A 17,575-nucleotide genomic window follows, 5' to 3' on the forward strand; every position below is an offset into this window, starting at 1 on the left:
GAACTCCGCGACGGCCGCGCCTACGCCTCCACCATCCAGGACAGTTCCATGCTCCTGACCCTCGCCCGTTCCACCTGCCTGATCGTGCGTGAGCCACACGCCCCCCCGGCACAGGCGGGCGACTCGGCGGAAATCCTGCCCCTCACTTGACGCAAGCCGAAACGTTCCTTATAAGTTCCACGTCTGTTCTGGACGGAGGTTCCGCGATGCTCACGCGCAAGCAGCACGAGCTGATCTGCTTCATCAATGACCGGTTGACGGAGACGGGCGTGTCCCCGTCGTTCGAGGAGATGAAGGACGCGCTCGACCTCAAGTCGAAGTCGGGAGTCCACCGCCTGATCTCCGCGCTGGAGGAACGCGACTTCATCCGCCGCCTGCCCAATCGCGCCCGCGCGCTGGAGGTGCTGCGCATGCCGGAGCGTCCGGCCGAGCCGAAGGCAGCTGCGGCACCGGCATCGCCCGTCGGCACCACCGCGCCCGCCGCCGCCGCCAGCCCGATCCCGGCCAACGACGTGCTGGAAATCCCGCTGCACGGCCGCATCGCCGCCGGCCTGCCGATCGAGGCGTTCGAGGGGTCCTCGACGCTGGCCGTCCCTGCCGCGCTGCTCGGCTCGGGCGAGCATTATGCGCTGGAGGTATCGGGCGATTCCATGGTCGAGGCGGGTATCCTCGATGGCGACTACGCCCTGATCCGTCGCACCGAAACCGCGCGCGACGGGGAAATTGTCGTGGCGCTGATCGACGACAGCGAGGCGACGCTGAAATATTTCCGCCGCGAGGGCGCGATGGTGCGGCTCGATCCCGCCAATCGCTCCTATGATCCGCAGCGTTATGCGCCCGCGCAGGTGCGGGTGCAGGGCAAGCTGTCCGGCCTTCTGCGCCGCTACGACTGATCGCGACGGCACATGACCGCCCCGGTCCCGCCGATGTCGCACGCATCTCGGGACCGGGGCCGGTCATGCGATTATCGCACGCGCCTTCCCCCGCGTCACGGTTCGGCCGCGCAATTGTAGCGATTCGGTAACCAAATCACGTCACCAGCCCCGCCAAAGGGGCGCAATGTCGCCCCATAGGGGGACGACGATCATGACCGCACATATCTGGCGCGCCGGTGCCGCATCCATCGCGCTTTTCGCCGCGCAGCACGCCACCGCCCAGGTCACCGACACGGCAACGCTGGTCGCCGACGACCCCGCCCCCGGCGGCGACGGACAGGACATCGTCGTCCTCGGCTTCGGCCAGACCCGTCAGGTGCAGACGATCACCGCCGCCGATCTGGAACGCCTGCCGCCGGGCACCTCGCCGCTGAAGGCCGCCGCCAAGCTGCCCGGCGTCAATTTCCAGTCCGCCGACGCGTTCGGCGCCTATGAATGGTCGACGCGCATCTCGCTGCGCGGCTTCAACCAGAACCAGCTTGGCTTCACGCTCGACGGCGTGCCGCTCGGTGACATGAGCTATGCCAACGTCAACGGCCTGCACATCAGCCGCGCGATCATTTCCGAAAATATCGGCAGCACCACCGTTGCGCAGGGTGCGGGCGCGCTCGGCACCGCCTCGACCAGCAATCTGGGCGGCACGCTGCAGTTCGAAAGCCGCGCCCCTGCCGACACCGTCGATCTGGTCGCCTCCGGCACCTATGGCAGCAACGACACGGTTCGTGCCTTCGTCCGCGCCGATAGCGGCGACCTGGGTGGCGGGCTCAAGGGCTATCTGTCCTATGGCTACCTGACCACCGACAAGTGGAAGGGCTTTGGCAGCCAGCGCCAGCATCAGGCGAATGCCAAGCTGGTCAAGGAGATGGACGGGCTCGGCAGCATCACCGGCTTTGTCAATTTTTCCGACCGGCGCGAGATCGACTATCAGGATCTCAGCCTCGGCATCATCGCACGCCGCGGCTTGCGGAACGACAATATCGGCAACGACTATCCGCTGGCGATCCGCATCGCGCAGGTGTTCAACAACCAGAACGCCCGCGCCGCCAACCCCGCCGCCGCACTGCCCTTCCCCGGTGCCGGTCTCGCCCTCCCCACCGGCATCGGCACCGTCGACGACGTCTATTTCAACGCCGCGGGTCTTCGCCGCGACTGGCTGGGCGGCCTCACCTTCGACATGCGCCTCGCCCCCACCCTCACCCTCACCACCACCAGCTACTACCACCACAACAAGGGCCAGGGCTCCTGGATCACCCCCTATCTCGCCACCCCGGCCGGCGCACCCGACGACGCCGGCCAGCCCATCACCGCCCCCGCCCCGCTGTCCTACCGGACGACCGAATATGGCATCGACCGCGCCGGCAACGTCACGCGCCTGGCCTATGACCTGGGCCCCAATCGCTTCGAAGTCGGCGGCTGGTACGAGAGCAACACCTTCCGCCAGGCGCGGCGCTTCTACGGGCTGGCCGGCGGCACCACGCCGAACCGCGACGTGCTTCGCTTCCAGGACAATCCCTTCGCCACCCAGTGGAACGGCAAATATGATACCGAGACGCTGCAATATTTCATCGCGGACTCGCTCGATATCGGCCGGCTGACGATCAACGCCGGGTGGAAGGGGACGCGCGTGCGCAACCAGGCGAACCTCCTGACCGGCACGCTCGTCGCCGGCCGGATCGAGTCCAAAGACTGGTTCCTCCCGCAAGCCGGCCTCGTTTTCCGTCTCGGCTCGGGTGCCGAACTGTTCGGCAGCTATTCGGAGAACATGCGCGCCTTCGTGTCGTCCGCCACCTCCGGCCCGTTCGCGACCACCCAGACCGGCTTTGATGCGATCCGCGGCACGGTGCGCCCCGAAACCTCGAAAACGGCGGAGGGTGGCGTGCGCCTGCGCCGCGGCGGGCTGCAACTGTCGGCGGTCGGCTATTATATCGACTTCTCGAACCGCCTGCTCGTCTTCGCCAACGGGTCGAGCATCCAGGGCAATCCGCCGACGCTCAACAATGCGGGCGACGTCGAAAGCTACGGCGCGGAGGCATCCGCCTTCTACAGCATTCCCACGACGCCCTTGTCGCTGTTCGCCAGCTATTCCTACAACCGCGCCACCTATCAGGACGATGTCCTGAGCGCCGCCGGCACCGTGCTGTCCCCGACCGCCGGGCGTACCGTGGTCGACACGCCCGAACACATGGCCAAGGGCGAGATCGTCTATGACGACGACCGCTTCTTCGCCCGCGCCGGCGTCGACTACATGACCAGGCGCTATTTCACCTATCTGAACGACCAGTCGGTGGGCGCCCGTGCGCTGGTCGATGCCAGCATCGGCTACCGCTTCGCCGACGCGCCCGGCCTCCTGCGCGGCTTCACGATCGAGGCAAGCGTCACCAACCTGACCGATAAGGACTATATCTCCACCATCGGCACCAACGGCTATACCGCCAGCGGCGACAACCAGACGCTGCTCGCCGGCGCACCGCGTCAGTGGTTCGTCACGCTCCGTCGCGGCTTCTGATCGCGGCCGGGGGAGATGCGGGAACGATCCGCCTCCCCCGGCGCTGTTGGCCGGAACGCCATCAGGAGAGAAGGCCATGGAAGACAATCGCGTGTGGAGCTTCGAGGAAAGCCTCTGGACCGCCGACCATGAACATTATGCCGAGTCGATCGACGACGAATGCCTGATGGTGATCCCGCAGCCGCCCTATGTGGTCACCGGCGCGCAGGCGGTGGAGGCGGTGTCCAACACCCCGCGCTGGAACAAGGTCGCCTTTTCCAACCAGCAGATCGCCCGCCCGCAGGAAGGGCTGATCGTCATCGCCTATCACGTCCGTGCCGAGCGCGAGGGTGAACAGCCTTACGAGGCACATTGCACCAGCACCTATCGCCGTCTGGCGCATGAGGACTGGAGCGTCATCCAGCACCAGCAGACGCCGCCCCTCGCCGCCAGCGTCGAGCAATAGGCCTCCACCGCCGGGGGGTGTCAGATCCCCCCGGCGATCACCACCCGTCCCTCGGCCTCCAGCGCGGTGGTCAGGTCTGCCAGGCACCGGTCGACCAGCGCCGCATCCGGGCTGCGTACGACGAAATTCGCCCCCGTCCGCCCTTCGCGGAAGAAGGGATAGCTGCCGATCGATACGCCCTCATGGGCCTTCTCGGCGCTGCGCAGCATGTCGGCGACCTCGCTTTCCGCCACCCAGCAGCCGATCGTCCCCGACACCACCGGCCGCCCGCCCTCCAGCGTGCCCGTCAGCCGGTCGAGCATACCCGCGGTGATGTGCGGCACTCCGGCCATGATGAAGATGTTCTCGACATGGATGCCCGGCGCGCCCGACACCCGGTTCTCGATCAGCGTCGCACCGTCCGGCACCCGCGCCATCCGCGCCCGCGCCTCGGTCAGCCCGCCGCGGGTCGCGTAATAGGCCTCCAGCACCGCCATCGCTTCCGGGTGGTGGACAACGCCCACCCCCAGCGCTTCGGCGATCGCATCCACCGTAATGTCGTCATGCGTCGGCCCGATCCCGCCGGTGGTGAACAGATAATCGTTGCGCGCACGCAACGTATTTACCGCCTCCACGATCGCCTCCGTCCGGTCGCTCACCACCCGCACCTCGGCCAGCCGGATGCCCTGCACGTTCAGCCAGGTCGCGATCTGCGCGACATTGCGGTCCTGCGTGCGGCCCGACAGGATTTCGTCGCCGATGACGACCAGTGCCGCCGTCCAGATGCGTTCTTGGGTCATGGCCCCTGCCATAGCCTCGCAAAAGCGTCGCCGCCACGCTATATCGCGCGCCATGACCGACTATGTGACCGTCTCCCCCGATGCGCCGGAAGGGCGCACCGGCGCGATCAAGCTCCATGGCCCCGCCGCTTTCGCCGGCATGCACAAGGCCGGGCGCCTTGCCGCCGAAACGCTCGACATGCTGGTGCCGCACATGGTCCCCGGCGTCACCACCGGCGAGATCGACCGGCTGATCTACGACTTCGTCACCGCCAATGGCGGCTATCCGGCGACGCTCGGCTATCGGGGCTATACGCACTCCACCTGCATCTCGATCAACCATGTCGTCTGCCACGGCATCCCCTCGGAAAAGCCGCTGAAGTCGGGCGACATCGTCAATGTCGACGTCACGCCGATCGTCGATGGCTGGCACGGCGACACCAGCCGCATGTACCTGATCGGCGACGTGCCGCTAAAGGCGCGCCGGCTGGTCGAGATCACCTATGAATGCCTGATGCTCGGGATCGAGCAGGCCCGGCCCGGCAACCATATGGGCGACGTCGCCCATGCCATCCAGCGCCATGCCGAGCGGCACCGCTACGGCGTCGTCCGCGATTTCTGCGGCCATGGCCTGGGCCAGCTCTTCCACGACGCGCCCGAGGTCGTCCATGTCGGCCGCCCCGGCACCGGCCCCGAACTGCGCCCCGGCATGATCTTCACCATCGAACCGATGATCAACATCGGCCGCCCCGACGTGAAGCTGCTCGACGACGGCTGGACCGCGGTAACCCGCGACCGCTCGCTGTCCGCGCAGTTCGAACACTCGATCGGCATCACCGAAGAGGGTTGCGAGATCTTCACCCTCTCCCCCGCCGGCCACACCATGCCGCCTTACGCCTGAAGCCCCCTCTCCCCCTTGGGGAGAGGGGCTTACCCTCTAATCAAACCCCCTCCCGAACACCGACCACCCCGTCCGCCGCGCGATCATCTCCAGGGCGCGCACGCCCAAAATGCTGTTGCCATGCTGGTCCAGGTTGGACGACCACACCGCGATCGCCGCGGTGTCGGGCACGATCGCCAGGATGCCGCCCCCGACCCCGCTCTTGGCCGGCAATCCGACGCGCAGGGCAAAGTCGCCCGATCCGTCATAATGGCCGCACGTCATCATCAGCGCGAGCACCTTGCGCATCCGCTGCGCCTCCGCATCCGCCGCATCGTCGCCCCGCACCCGCGCGTCATGTGCCAGGAACAACCCGGCCCGCGCCAGCGCGCCGCAATCCAGCGAGATGGCGCATTGACGGACATAGGCCTCCATGACGTCATCCGGTTCCGACTTCAGGTTGCCGTGATGCCGCATGAAGCTCATCATCGCCCGGTTCAGGTCACCGCCCTCCTCCTCGCTGGCCATGACCTCGTCGTCCAGCGGCACGGCATCCACGCCCAGCTGCCGCGCGACCAGCGTCTCGGCCCGCTCGACATCGCAGTCCACCAGCATGTCCACCACCACCAGCGCGCCGGCATTGACGAAGGGGTTGCGCGGCAGGCCCTTGGTCCGCTCCAGATCGATGATCGAATTGAACGGATCACCCGAAGGCTCGCGCCCCACCCGCTCGAACACCCGGTCCCCGATCGCACACAGCGCGCGTTCCAGTGCGAACACCTTGGCGATGCTCTGGATCGGAAAGCGCGTATCCGCCGCACCGGCGGTCAGCACCGTGCCGTCCAGCGTCGCGATCGCCGCCCCGAACGGGCCGGGCTCGGCACCGTCGTCCTTGGCGTCCGCCGATGCCTCGATCTCGGCGGCATCCCGCGTGATCTCCTCGGCGACTTCGCGCAGCATCTCGTTCAACCCGTCGTGCAATCATCATCTCCTGACTGACCATGTTCCTCAACCAGCGACGCCACCTGCCGGGTCCAACAATCATCCCCCGCCGCTGTCCTACAGGGCCGGCTTCGGCTATCCTCCCGCCATGTCCCGAACCGCCCATCTGCCTCCTGTTGCGATTGCAACAATAGTAAGTGGACACGCGCTCTGGGGCGCTAGTGTCCACTTCCGCAAAATCTGCCCCTCGCGCCGGGGTGACGAACGCCCACGGCCCCGCTAAAGGCGCGCTCCATGACTGAGATCACTGCAGAGATCGTCGCCGAACACGGCCTGTCCCCCGAGGAATATGAGCGCGTCCTCCACGCGCTCGGCCGCGAGCCCAATCTGGTCGAACTCGGCATCTTCTCGGTCATGTGGTCCGAGCATTGCAGCTACAAGTCGAGCCGCATCCACCTGAAGAAGCTGCCGACCGAGGGCCCGCAGGTCATTTGCGGCCCCGGCGAGAATGCCGGCGTGATCGACATCGGCCCGGGCCCGGACGGGAAACCGCAGGCGGCGATCTTCAAGATGGAGAGCCACAACCACCCCTCCTATATCGAGCCCTATCAGGGCGCGGCGACCGGGGTCGGCGGCATCCTGCGCGACGTGTTCACCATGGGCGCGCGGCCGGTTGCGAACCTGAATGCGCTGCGCTTCGGCCGTCCCGACCACCCCAAGATGCGCCACCTGATCGCCGGCGTCGTCCACGGCATCGGCGGCTATGGCAATTGCGTCGGCGTGCCGACGGTGGGGGGAGAGGTGAACTTCCACCCCGCCTATGACGGCAACATCCTGGTCAATGCGATGACCGTCGGCGTCGCCGACACGGACAAGATCTTCTATTCGGCCGCCAGCGGCATCGGCAATCCGATCGTCTATGTCGGGTCGAAGACCGGCCGCGACGGCATTCACGGCGCCACCATGGCCTCTGCCGATTTCGGCGAGGATGCCGATGCCAAGCGCCCGACCGTACAGGTCGGCGATCCCTTTACCGAGAAGCTGCTGATCGAGGCCTGCCTCGAACTCATGGCATCGGACGCGATCGTCGCCATCCAGGACATGGGCGCCGCCGGCCTTACCTCCTCCTCGGTCGAGATGGCGTCCAAGGGCGGCGTCGGCATCGAACTCATTATGGACGACGTGCCGCAACGCGAAACCGGCATGACCGCCTATGAGATGATGCTGTCGGAAAGCCAGGAGCGCATGCTCATGGTGCTGAAGCCCGGCCGCGAGGACTTCGCCGAAGCCATTTTCCGCAAATGGGAACTCGACTTCGCCGTCATCGGCCGGGTCACCGACACCGGCCACATGGTGCTGCGCCACAAGGGCGAGGTGGTGTGCGACATCCCGCTCGCTCCGCTCGCCGACGATGCACCGCTCTACGATCGCCCGCACGTCCCCACCCCCAAGCTGCCCGAACTGACGGGCGTGCCGAGCTGCAAGGACCCGGCGGCCGACCTGCTGACCCTGATGGGCTCGCCCGACATCGCCTCGCGCCGCTGGATCTGGGAACAATATGACCACATGGTCGGCGCCAACACCGTGCAGCGCCCCGGTGGCGACGCCGCGGTGGTGCGCGTGCACGAGACGAGCAAGGCGCTGGCGATGACCACCGACTGCACGCCCCGCTACTGCTTCGCCGACCCGGTCGAGGGCGGCAAGCAGGCGGTGGCGGAGGCGTGGCGCAACCTGACCGCGGTCGGCGCGACGCCGCTGGCGATCACCAACTGCCTCAACTTCGCCAATCCGCAGCGGCCCGAGATCATGGGCCAGATCGTCGGTTGTCTCGACGGCATGGCGCAGGCGTGCCGCGCGCTCGACTTCCCGATCGTGTCGGGCAACGTCTCGCTCTACAACGAGTCCAAGGCGACCGGCGGCGGCTCGGCGATCCTGCCCACCCCCGCCATCGGCGGCGTCGGCCTGCTCCAGAATTGGGAACAGTCCGCCACGATCGCGTTCAAGGGCACCGGCGACGTCATCGTCCTGATCGGCACCCCCAAGGGCCATCTCGGCCAGTCGCTCTGGGTGCGCGAGATCCACGGCCTTGATGGCAAGGATGCGGGTCCGCCGCCCCCGGTCGATCTCGCCGAGGAACGCCGGGTGGGCGACGTGGTCCGCGCCGGCATTCTCGCCGGCCATCTGACCGCCGTTCATGACGTGTCCGATGGCGGTCTTGCCGTCACGCTCGCCGAAATGGCGCTGGCCGCAAATATCGGCGCGCTGATCCAGCTGCCCGAGCGGGGCGAGGCCTGCCGCCAGCTCTTCGCCGAGGATCAGGGTCTCTACGTCGCGACCATCGACGACGCCGCGCTGCTCGACTTCCTCACCGCCGCGCACGCCGCCGGCGTCGAGGTCGAACGCATCGGCCGCACCGCCGGCAGCCGCCTGATCTTCGAGCGCGAGGACGGCGACTTCGTCGTCAAGCTGGACGACCTGCGCACCGCCCATGAAGGCTTCTTTCCCAAACTCATGGGCGCCGATGCCGCCCTGGCCTGAACGCTGAACCACCCTCTCCCCTCTGGGGAGAGGGTCCGCTGCCCTCAAGCCGTCCCGGTCTCCGCCACCTTGTTCGCATCCCGCCTCAGCACGGCATAGCCCACCGCGGCCGACACCAGCGACGCGATCAGCACGCCCAGCGATGCCGTCTCGCGCATCTCGCTATCCCCGAACGCCAGCCCGGCGATGAACAGCGAGATGGTGAAGCCGATCCCCGCCAGCGCGCCGATCGCCGCCACCATCGGCCACGTCACCTTGTCCGGCCGCTCGGCAAAGCCCAGCAGCGACGCGATCCAGGTAAAGCTCATGAAGCCCAGCGGCTTGCCGACCGCCAGCCCCGCCACGATGCCCAGCACCAGCGGCGACGTCACCGCGCCCATCAGCTCGGCCGAAAAATGGATGCGGACGTTGGACAGCGCGAACAGCGGCAGCACCACATAGGTCACCCACGGGGTCAGCGTCTCGATCACCCGGCCGCTCGTCACGTTGGTCGCGCTGGTCATCTCCTGCAGATAGCCCAGCCGGTCCTCGGCCTTTTGCTGCGCCTCCATCGCCTCGTCCTGATCGTCGCTTTCCTCGGCGGTGCGATGCGCCTTCTGGAACTCGTCGATGCGGCGCTGCACCCGCTCGGCGAACTTGCCCTGGTCCAGCCGCGGCGTCACCGGCACGGTCAGGCCGATCAGCACGCCCGCGATCGTCGCATGCACGCCCGATTCGAATACCCCGCCCCACAACACCATCGCCAGCACCACATAGGGCACCGACGATACCCAGCCGAGCCGCCGCAATCCGATGATCCCGCCGAGCGCGCCCGCCGCCACCACCAACCCGCGCCAGTCGATCGACTCGGTATAGGCAAAGGCGATCACCAGCAGTCCGCCGACATCGTCCACCGCGGCAAAGGCCAGCATCAGCGCGCGGACGCCGGCCGGCAACCGGTCGGAAAACAGCGCGATCAGCGCCAGCCCGAACGCGGTGTCCATCGTCACCACCGTGCCCCAGCCCACCGCCTCCGGCCGGCCATGGGTAATGGCCAGGAACAGCAGCACGGGCACGACCATGCCGCCGATCGCGCCCGCCAGCGGAAACGCCGCGGTCCGCCACCGCGAGAGCGCACCGCCGACGATCTCTCGCTTCACATCCGCACCGATGATGACGAAGAACAGCGGCAACAGCGCATGGTCGATCCACTCGGCCAGCGAATGCGACACGCCGCTACCGCCAAAGGCCAGTGTGAAATCGGTGTCCCAGAAATTCTCGAACGTGCCGGCAAAGGCGGTGTTGGTGCAGATCAGCGCGACCAGCGTCGCCACCGCCAGCGGCCCGCCCGTCACCTCGTGCCCGGCAAAGAACGGCCCGACCTTGTGCAGGAACGCCGCCGCCGCCGGTGAATGATGCGCGCGGGCGGTGGTGCGCCCGGTCATGCGAGGAGACAATCCCATGGCAACCGAATGCCTTGGACGGCCATAGAGTTGCATGCGCCACTCTGCCATGGTCGCTCGATGCCCGAAGCTGCCACCGCCAATCGATTACTGTCGCTGGATGTGATCCGCGGCGTCGCGGTCATGGGCATTCTGGTCGCCAATCTGCCCGCCTTCGGCCTGCCGGAGCCGGCGTATTTTTCCCCGCTCGCCTGGGGCGGCACCGCGCCCGCAGACCTCTTCGCCTGGTTCGTCACCTTCGTCTTTATCGAAGGCAAGATGCGCGGCCTGTTCTCCTTCCTGTTCGGCGCCTCGATCCTGCTGGTCACCGACGCAGCGGAGCGCCATGGGAACAGCGCGGCCGCCACGCATTACCGGCGCATGACGACGCTCTTCCTGATCGGCTGCGCGCACCTCTACCTGATCTGGCTGGGCGACATCCTCGCCCATTATGCGCTCGTCGGCGGCATCGCCTTCCTGTTTGCCGGGCTGTCGGTCCGCTGGCTGATCGCCACCGCACTACTGCTTCTGACCTATGCCACCATTTCCAGCGCGCTCGGCGCCGTCATCCTGTTCGACAGCGCGGCGCAGGACAGCCCGCACGCGGTCGCCATCTGGAACAGCTTCGCCATCGCCTTCGGCGTCCCGCCGCGTGCCGACATGCTCGCCCAGATCGACGCGATGCGCGGATCATGGGCCGATGCGGTGGCGTGGCGCTGGCACCACGCGGCCGACCCGCTCACCGTGCTGCCGGTCCTCGCCCCCGAAACGCTCAGCGCCATGCTGCTCGGTATGGCCGGCTATCGCAGCGGCTTTCTGACCGGTGCATGGTCCCGCGCCCGCTATCGCCGCTGGGCCGCGCTTTGCCTCGGGGTGGCGCTTCCCGCCTATGCCCTGCTGGGCATGGTCACCATGCGCCACGGCTTTGCGATGCCCTGGGTCTATCTGAACGCCATGGTTCTGGCGGAGCCGCTGCGTACGCTGGGCTTGGTCGGCTATGCCGCTCTGCTGATGCTGGCCCTGCGCCCCGGCGGATCACTTACCACCCGCATCGCCGCGATCGGCCGCACCGCCTTTTCCAACTACCTTGGCACCAGCCTGTTGATGGTCGCCGTCTTCAACGGCTGTGCGCTGTTCGGCGCATTGTCACGCGCCCAGCTTTATCTGCTCGCCCCGCCCGTCTGGGGGCTGATGCTGCTCTGGTCGAAACCCTGGTGCGACCGCTTCCATCACGGCCCGCTCGAATGGCTCTGGCGCAGCGCTGCGCGAGGGGAATGGCAGCCGATGCGTCGGATCAGCGGCTGACGCGTCGCCCGAACCCGCCACCCGCGACCGGTCGGCGGGGCACGACCGGGCTCGCCTCGCGCTCCAGCAGCGTCAACGTATCCTCGAACAGCCGGCGCAGCCGCGCGACATGCTCCAGCGCCTCGTCCGGCGTGTCCTGCTGCTCGACACTGTCGCGCGCGATCCCCTCAATCGTCTCCGCCAGCGTTGCCAGCGGCTCCGCCCCGAACTGGCGGGCCTCACCCTTCAGCGTATGGGCCGGGATGACCATCGCGGCCGCACTGGTGCCGCGCATCGCGCCCTCGATCGCGGATACCGACTTGTACCCGTCCTCCCGGAAATAGCCCAGGATGCGGACAAAGCCTTCACCCAGCTCCCCGCGCGCCTGTTGATAGGCGTGCCAGTCCACCAACGTGCTACCCTCGAACGACACAACAGCCCCTTTCGCGCGCCCCCAGCGCCCAGATCGGGCACCCTGATCGCATCATCGGGTAAACAGTCGGTAACGGCGAGCCGGGAAATTCCCTGTGCCGCGAAGTATTTCGGCGTCAGCGGTCCTTGTCGTAAGGATTTTTCGGCGCGCGCAGGGTCAGGCGGATCGGCACCGCGCCGAAATCCAGGTCGCGCCGCATCGAATTGACCAGATACCGCTCATAGCTGGCGGGCAACTGATCGACACGCGTACCGAAGATGACAAAGCTCGGCGGCCGGGTCTTCACCTGGGTGACGTAGCGCATCTTGATCCGCTTGCCGCCGGGGGCAGGCGGCGGGTTTGCCTCGATCGCGCGTTCGAACCAGCGGTTCAGCTCGCCCGTGCCCACGCGGCGCGACCAGGCCGCCCGCGTCTCGAACGCCACCTGGAGCAGCGTGTCCAATCCCTTGCCGGTCGCCGCCGACACGGTCAGCAGCGGCACCCCCTTCACCTGGCTGAGCCCGTCCTCCAGCGCCTTTTTCACGCCGTTGAACAGCGAAGACGGCCCCTCGGCCACGTCCCATTTGTTCAGCGCGATGACCAGCGCCCGGCCCTCTTCCAGCACCCGGTCCGCGATGCGCAGGTCCTGCGCCTCCAGCCCCAGCGTCGCATCGAGCAGCAGCACCACCACCTCGGCAAAGTCCACCGCGCGCAGCGCGTCGGCGACCGACAGCTTTTCCAGCTTGTCCTGCACCTTGGCGCGCTTGCGCATGCCCGCCGTATCGATCAGCCGCACCTGACGCTCGGCGCCCTTGCCATCGGTCCAGGTCCAGTCGATCGCGATCGAATCGCGGGTGATGCCGGCTTCCGGCCCGGTGATCAGCCGATCCTGCCCCAGGAAGCGGTTGACCAGCGTCGACTTGCCCGCATTCGGCCGCCCGACAATCGCCAGCTTCAGGATCGCGTCGGGGCTTTCGTCATCCTCCTCGGGTTCGTCCACCTCCTCGCGGTCGATATAGGGCAGCAACGCTTCGAACAGGTCGCCGATGCCCTCGCCATGCTCGGCGGACAACTGCACCGGATCGCCGAAACCCAGCGCCAGTGCCTCCAGCACGCCCTGCTCCGCCGCGCGCCCCTCGGCCTTGTTGACCGTCAGCACGATCGGCGTGTTCGATCCGCGCAGCCAGCGGGCGATCTCCTCGTCCAGCGGCACCACGCCGGCGCGCCCATCGACCACGAACAGCGCGACATCGGCATCCGCCACCGCCGCCTCGGTCTGGCGCCGCATCCGGCCGGGCAGCGTGTTGGGATCCTCGTCCTCGTAACCGGCGGTATCGATGATCCGGAAATCGAGGCCGAGCAGATGCGCGTCGCCTTCGCGCCGGTCGCGGGTCACGCCGGGGCGGTCGTCGACCAGCGCCAGCTTCTTGCCGACCAGGCGGTTGAACAGCGTCGACTTGCCGACATTGGGGCGGCCGACGATCGCGACCACGGGGAGTTTAGCCATGCCAGCGCGTTAGCGAAGCGCGAGCGTTTCGTCACGCCCGCGCTTCGCCTTCGTCACACAATGGATCGGCCGGCGTCACCGATAGGCGACGATATGCCCCTTCACGTCCAGCGTATAGAGCGTCGAATTGGCGACGATCGGCGGCAGGGTGAACTGCGTCTTGGCCTCGATCGTCGTCTGCACCGCACCGTCGCCGGGATTGGCGTAGACGATCTCGCCCTCGCTGTTGGTCAGGATCAGGCGGTTGCCCGCCAGCACCGGACCGAACCAGGTGATCGCGCCCGACTTCTTCTTCTCGTTGCGGAAGCGCGGCAGTTGCGAGATCCAGCGCACCTTGCCGCTGGCGCGCGACAGCGCCACCAGACGGGCATCGTCGGTCACCAGGAACAGCCACTCGCCCGCGATCCACGGCGTCTCGATGCCGGCGAAGTTCTGCTCCCACAGCCGCTGGCCGGTGGACAGCTCCAGCGCCACCATGCGCCCGCCCTGCCCGACCGCATAGACGCGGCCTTCATCGATCACCGGCGCTGCGTCGATATCCGACAGGCTGGACACCGAGGTCGAAATGGTGGTGCGCGAAAGTGCGTCCTGCCACAGCACGCGGCCATTCTCGTAGCGATAGGCGTTCAGCTCGCCGCTGGAGAAGCCGACCACCACCGAGCCCTGGCTGGCCGCCGGCGCCGCGACGCCGAACACGCCCTGCGTTTCCAGCGTGCCCTGCTGCGCCCATTGCACCTTGCCGTCAGCCTGGCTGATCGCGAACAGCTGATTGTCCTGCGACAACACATAGACGACGCCGTTGGCGACCGTCGGTGCCCCGCGCAGCGGCCCGCCCGGCTTGGCCCGCCACTGGATGCTGCCGTCCGCGGCATTCACCGCCACCACGTCGCCCAGCCCGTCCGTCGCATAGACCCGGCCATCGTCGAAACTGGCGCCGCCGCCGAAGCGCGCCGGACGATTGGCATCGCCCTCGGTCAGCTTGGCGGACCAGAGGGGCGCACCCGTATCCGCGGCAAAGGCATGCAGCACGGCGGCCACGTCCACCACGAACAGCTTGCCGTCCGCCACCACCGGCGCCGCGGCCAGCGGCTCGCGCACCGATCCGCCGTTGATCGTCGCTTCCCACAACCGGGCCGGCTGCTCGCCGAGCGCCAGCTGGCCCATCGACTTGGCCGCATTGCCACCCGGCTGCGCCCACGCGTCGTTGGGTGCGGGCGCGGGCAGCGTCACCTGCACGTCGGCGATCGTCTGATCGGCCTCGGCCCCGGATTCGGACGCCAGGATCGGCACGCGGTTGCCCACGGTCGGCGTCTTCTTCGGCGCGCCCTTGAAGATGCCGCACGCGCTCAAGGCCATGAGCGCCGCCAGCATCACGGGCGTCCGGAACTGCTTCGTCATTGCGTCTTGGTGTCCTCGTTACGGGTAACGGCGTCCACGCCCAATACACCGGCCATCTGAACCGCACGTTGCCGCAGCGTGTCGGGTACGTCCTTGTCCTGTGCAATCTGACCGAACAGGCGGCCCGCCTGATCGCGGCGGTTCATGCGCAGATGCGCCACCGCCACCATCTCGCCAGCGCTCCCGAAATAGGGATTGCCGGGCACCGCGACGGCGCGCAGCCGCTCGACCACCACCTGCGGCTTCAGCGTGTCATATTCCGCCGCGGTCTGGCGGATCAGCGCCAGGTCGCGGAACGGCGGGGCCAGCGACGTATCGGCCGCCACCGCGGCGAACTTGGCCGCCGCACCCTTCAGATCGTCCTTCTGCAACAGGATGTCGGCCTGGGTGAACTGCGCCAGAACGCGATAGCCGTCGCGGTCGGAGGTGGCGAGCGGTGCCAGCTTGGCACTGGCGCCCTTCACATCGGCCGCGGCCAGCGCATCATAGGCCGCCTGCAACTGCTCGCCCTCGGCGCCGGCCGCCTCGCGCTGGCGATGCTGCCAGAACAGATAGGCGCCGAACAGGGCCAGCCCGATCACGATCGCGCCGATCACCCACAGGCCCCAGCGCGTCCAGAAGCTGGTCATCTGGTCGCGACGCAGCTCGTCGTCCACCTCGCGCATGAAGGCTTCTTGGGATTGGGGCGTGAGGGCCAAGACGGGCTCCAGAGAAGAAACGGATCGATGAAGCCGCGACCTTTAGCCGCGACCGCGCCCAAACGGAAGCGCGTCGATCTTCCGGGCGTTATGCGCGGTGGTGCCGCGTTCAGTCCCTAGCGGGGTAGAGCTGTTCCGAACCGGGAAAGGCCCGCGCCTTCACCTCGCCGGCATAGGCCTCTGCCGCCGCTGCGATACGCCCGCCCAGATCGTCGTAACGCTTCACGAAGCGCGCGGTGCGCTCGAACATGCCCAGCATGTCGTCCACCACCAGCACCTGCCCGTCGCACTGCGCCGAGGCACCGATGCCGATCGTCGGGCACGCCACCGTTTGCGTGATCGCCACCGCGATCGGCTCCACCACGCCCTCGATCACGATCGCAAAGGCACCGGCTTCCGCCACCGCGCGCGCATCCGCGACGATCTTGGCGGCTTCCTCCGGCGTCCGCCCGCGTGCACCATATCCCCCCAGCACGTTCACCGCCTGCGGCGTCAGGCCGACATGCCCCATCACCGGGATCCCGCGCTCGACGAGGAAGCGGACGGTCGGCGCCATCGCCTCGCCCCCTTCCAGCTTCACCGCCGCCGCGCCGGTTTCCTTCAACAGCCGCGCCGCACTGGCAAAGGCCTGTTCCGGGCTCGCCTCATAACTGCCGAACGGCATGTCGATGACGACCAGCGCGTGATAGCTGCCGCGCACCACCGCGGCCCCGTGCGCCGCCATCATCTCCAGCGTGACCGGCACCGTCGACGGCAGGCCGTAGATCACCTGCGCCAGGCTGTCGCCGACCAGCAGCATGTCGCAATGCGGGTCCAGCAACTGTGCGGTGCGCGCGGTATAGGCGGTCAGCATCACCAGCGGCTCGCCCCCCTTGCGCCGCACGATCGCGGGCACCGTCATCCGCTTCATCGGCACGGGCGTCGGGGTGGCGCGACTCGTCGCGGTGTCGAGGGTATAGGTCGTGGACATGGCCACCGTTTAGCGCGCCGCGTCCGCGACCTCCACCCGGTCAGCCGAAGATCGCCGCGTAACGCTCCGGCTTGAACCCGGCCTCCAGCACCTCGCCATGCACCAGCATCGGCCGCTTGATCATCGATGGCTGCGCCACCATCAGCGCCACCGCCCTGTCCGCATCCATATCCTGCCGCGCTTCCTCGGGCAGCTTACGAAACGTCGTACCCGCGCGGTTCAGCACCTTGTCCCATCCCAGCCGCTCGACCCAGTCCCGCAGCAGCGCCGCGTCGGCCCCGGCCGCCTTGTAGTCGTGAAAGTCGTAGGCGACCCCTGCCTCCTCCAGCCAGGCCCGCGCCTTCTTCATCGTGTCACAGGCCTTGATCCCGTACAGCCGCGTCATCGTCGCTCCCCATGTTGCATCGGTAATGCCCCCTGTAGGGCGAGATCGTGCCTGTTCGGGAACAAAGAAATTGGCCGACGATTATCTCCCCCTGACTCTTTCAGTCGTGAAACAAATGGGGTGAACCATAATGAAGAAAATGATCGTTCTCGGCGTCGCCGCTGGCCTCGTCTCGCTTGCCGCGTGCAATTCCACCCCGCGCGAGCAGGCCGCCGAGAATATCGAGGCGAATGCCGAGGCGCTGGCCGACAACCTCGAAGAGGCGGCGGACAACGCCACCACCGAGGCTGGTGAAGATCGCCTCGAGAACCGTGCCGATGCGGTGCGCGAGATGGGCGAGAACCGCGCCGAGGACATGCGCACCAACGATCCCGACACCAACCTGTCGAACGGCATCTGATTTCGGCGGACAGACCGAGTTGCTCCCAAGCGCAAATCGGACTGGAGGGGCGTTCAAGGCGACTTGGACGCCCTTTTCCGTTGCAAAGGCTATTGC

The 17,575-nt window shown here is 67.5% G+C and carries 16 protein-coding genes and 1 pseudogene; 8 read left to right on the forward strand and 9 right to left on the reverse strand.

Translation table 11 applies throughout. The features are described from left to right. From OXR08_RS02700 to OXR08_RS02715, 4 genes and pseudogenes are all read left to right on the forward strand, one after another. A pseudogene (locus OXR08_RS02700) lies at window positions 1-150 on the forward strand (molybdopterin molybdenumtransferase MoeA); the annotation flags it as partial. Between the two features lie 56 nt (window positions 151-206). Next, window positions 207-893 carry a transcriptional repressor LexA gene (lexA, locus tag OXR08_RS02705; RefSeq protein WP_112382463.1) on the forward strand — a complete coding sequence of 229 codons (687 nt, stop codon included), beginning with the start codon at window positions 207-209 and terminating at the stop codon, window positions 891-893. 193 nt (window positions 894-1,086) lie between these two features. Then, on the forward strand, window positions 1,087-3,441 hold the full coding sequence (locus OXR08_RS02710) for a TonB-dependent receptor (RefSeq protein ID WP_267347477.1): 2,355 nt from the start codon (window positions 1,087-1,089) through the stop codon (window positions 3,439-3,441). A gap of 76 nt (window positions 3,442-3,517) precedes the next feature. Next, window positions 3,518-3,886, forward strand: coding sequence for a DUF4440 domain-containing protein (locus tag OXR08_RS02715; RefSeq protein ID WP_149681652.1), 369 nt, complete (start codon window positions 3,518-3,520; stop codon window positions 3,884-3,886). Between the two features lie 20 nt (window positions 3,887-3,906). Here the strand turns inward: OXR08_RS02715 and OXR08_RS02720 are convergent, their stop codons facing one another. Continuing rightward, window positions 3,907-4,665, reverse strand: a complete 759-nt coding sequence (locus tag OXR08_RS02720) for a molybdopterin-binding protein (protein WP_112382466.1) — start codon at window positions 4,663-4,665, stop codon at window positions 3,907-3,909. A 52-nt stretch (window positions 4,666-4,717) separates the two neighbouring features. Here OXR08_RS02720 and map point away from each other — a divergent pair, with 52 nt between their 5' ends. Then, window positions 4,718-5,545 carry a type I methionyl aminopeptidase gene (map, locus tag OXR08_RS02725; protein ID WP_149681654.1) on the forward strand — a complete coding sequence of 276 codons (828 nt, stop codon included), beginning with the start codon at window positions 4,718-4,720 and terminating at the stop codon, window positions 5,543-5,545. A gap of 36 nt (window positions 5,546-5,581) precedes the next feature. On the opposite strand, the gene glsA is transcribed toward map, so the two are convergent. Next, on the reverse strand, window positions 5,582-6,505 hold the full coding sequence (gene glsA, locus OXR08_RS02730) for a glutaminase A (RefSeq protein ID WP_267347478.1): 924 nt from the start codon (window positions 6,503-6,505) through the stop codon (window positions 5,582-5,584). 255 nt (window positions 6,506-6,760) lie between these two features. On the opposite strand from glsA, the gene purL reads away from it, so the two are divergent. Further along, window positions 6,761-9,004 (forward strand): phosphoribosylformylglycinamidine synthase subunit PurL, encoded by a 2,244-nt coding sequence (gene purL, locus OXR08_RS02735; protein ID WP_112382468.1) that lies wholly within the window; start codon window positions 6,761-6,763, stop codon window positions 9,002-9,004. A gap of 44 nt (window positions 9,005-9,048) precedes the next feature. Here purL and nhaA read toward each other — a convergent pair whose 3' ends face one another. After that, complete coding sequence (nhaA, locus tag OXR08_RS02740; protein WP_240313471.1) at window positions 9,049-10,428, reverse strand: Na+/H+ antiporter NhaA; 1,380 nt, start codon at window positions 10,426-10,428, stop codon at window positions 9,049-9,051. A 78-nt stretch (window positions 10,429-10,506) separates the two neighbouring features. Here nhaA and OXR08_RS02745 point away from each other — a divergent pair, with 78 nt between their 5' ends. Beyond that, window positions 10,507-11,730 carry a DUF418 domain-containing protein gene (locus tag OXR08_RS02745; protein ID WP_267347479.1) on the forward strand — a complete coding sequence of 408 codons (1,224 nt, stop codon included), beginning with the start codon at window positions 10,507-10,509 and terminating at the stop codon, window positions 11,728-11,730. Here the strand turns inward: OXR08_RS02745 and OXR08_RS02750 are convergent. The 6 genes from OXR08_RS02750 to OXR08_RS02775 form a co-directional block, all read right to left on the reverse strand. Next, window positions 11,720-12,142, reverse strand: a complete 423-nt coding sequence (locus OXR08_RS02750; RefSeq protein ID WP_267347480.1) for an Hpt domain-containing protein — start codon at window positions 12,140-12,142, stop codon at window positions 11,720-11,722. The two genes, OXR08_RS02745 and OXR08_RS02750, sit on opposite strands and share 11 nt — an antisense overlap. 115 nt (window positions 12,143-12,257) lie before the next feature. After that, window positions 12,258-13,628 carry a ribosome biogenesis GTPase Der gene (gene der, locus OXR08_RS02755; RefSeq protein WP_149681659.1) on the reverse strand — a complete coding sequence of 457 codons (1,371 nt, stop codon included), beginning with the start codon at window positions 13,626-13,628 and terminating at the stop codon, window positions 12,258-12,260. Between the two features lie 75 nt (window positions 13,629-13,703). Beyond that, window positions 13,704-15,026, reverse strand: coding sequence for a PQQ-binding-like beta-propeller repeat protein (locus tag OXR08_RS02760; RefSeq protein WP_267347481.1), 1,323 nt, complete (start codon window positions 15,024-15,026; stop codon window positions 13,704-13,706). Next, a complete protein-coding gene (locus OXR08_RS02765) occupies window positions 15,023-15,724 on the reverse strand; it encodes a tetratricopeptide repeat protein (RefSeq protein ID WP_267347482.1) in 702 nt (233 codons plus the stop codon). Before OXR08_RS02765 ends, OXR08_RS02760 begins: the two co-directional genes overlap by 4 nt. 109 nt (window positions 15,725-15,833) lie before the next feature. Next, a complete protein-coding gene (gene panB / locus OXR08_RS02770; RefSeq protein ID WP_267347483.1) occupies window positions 15,834-16,694 on the reverse strand; it encodes a 3-methyl-2-oxobutanoate hydroxymethyltransferase in 861 nt (286 codons plus the stop codon). Window positions 16,695-16,734: 40 nt separating this feature from the next. Then, window positions 16,735-17,079, reverse strand: a complete 345-nt coding sequence (locus OXR08_RS02775) for an ArsC family reductase (RefSeq protein ID WP_267347484.1) — start codon at window positions 17,077-17,079, stop codon at window positions 16,735-16,737. A gap of 130 nt (window positions 17,080-17,209) precedes the next feature. Here OXR08_RS02775 and OXR08_RS02780 point away from each other — a divergent pair, with 130 nt between their 5' ends. Then, window positions 17,210-17,479 (forward strand): hypothetical protein, encoded by a 270-nt coding sequence (locus OXR08_RS02780; protein ID WP_112382477.1) that lies wholly within the window; start codon window positions 17,210-17,212, stop codon window positions 17,477-17,479. Window positions 17,480-17,575: the final 96 nt, after the last annotated feature.

It is taken from the genome of Sphingomonas sp. GM_Shp_2 (assembly GCF_026540875.1).
GTDB classification, from domain to species: Bacteria; Pseudomonadota; Alphaproteobacteria; order Sphingomonadales; family Sphingomonadaceae; genus Sphingomonas; species Sphingomonas carotinifaciens.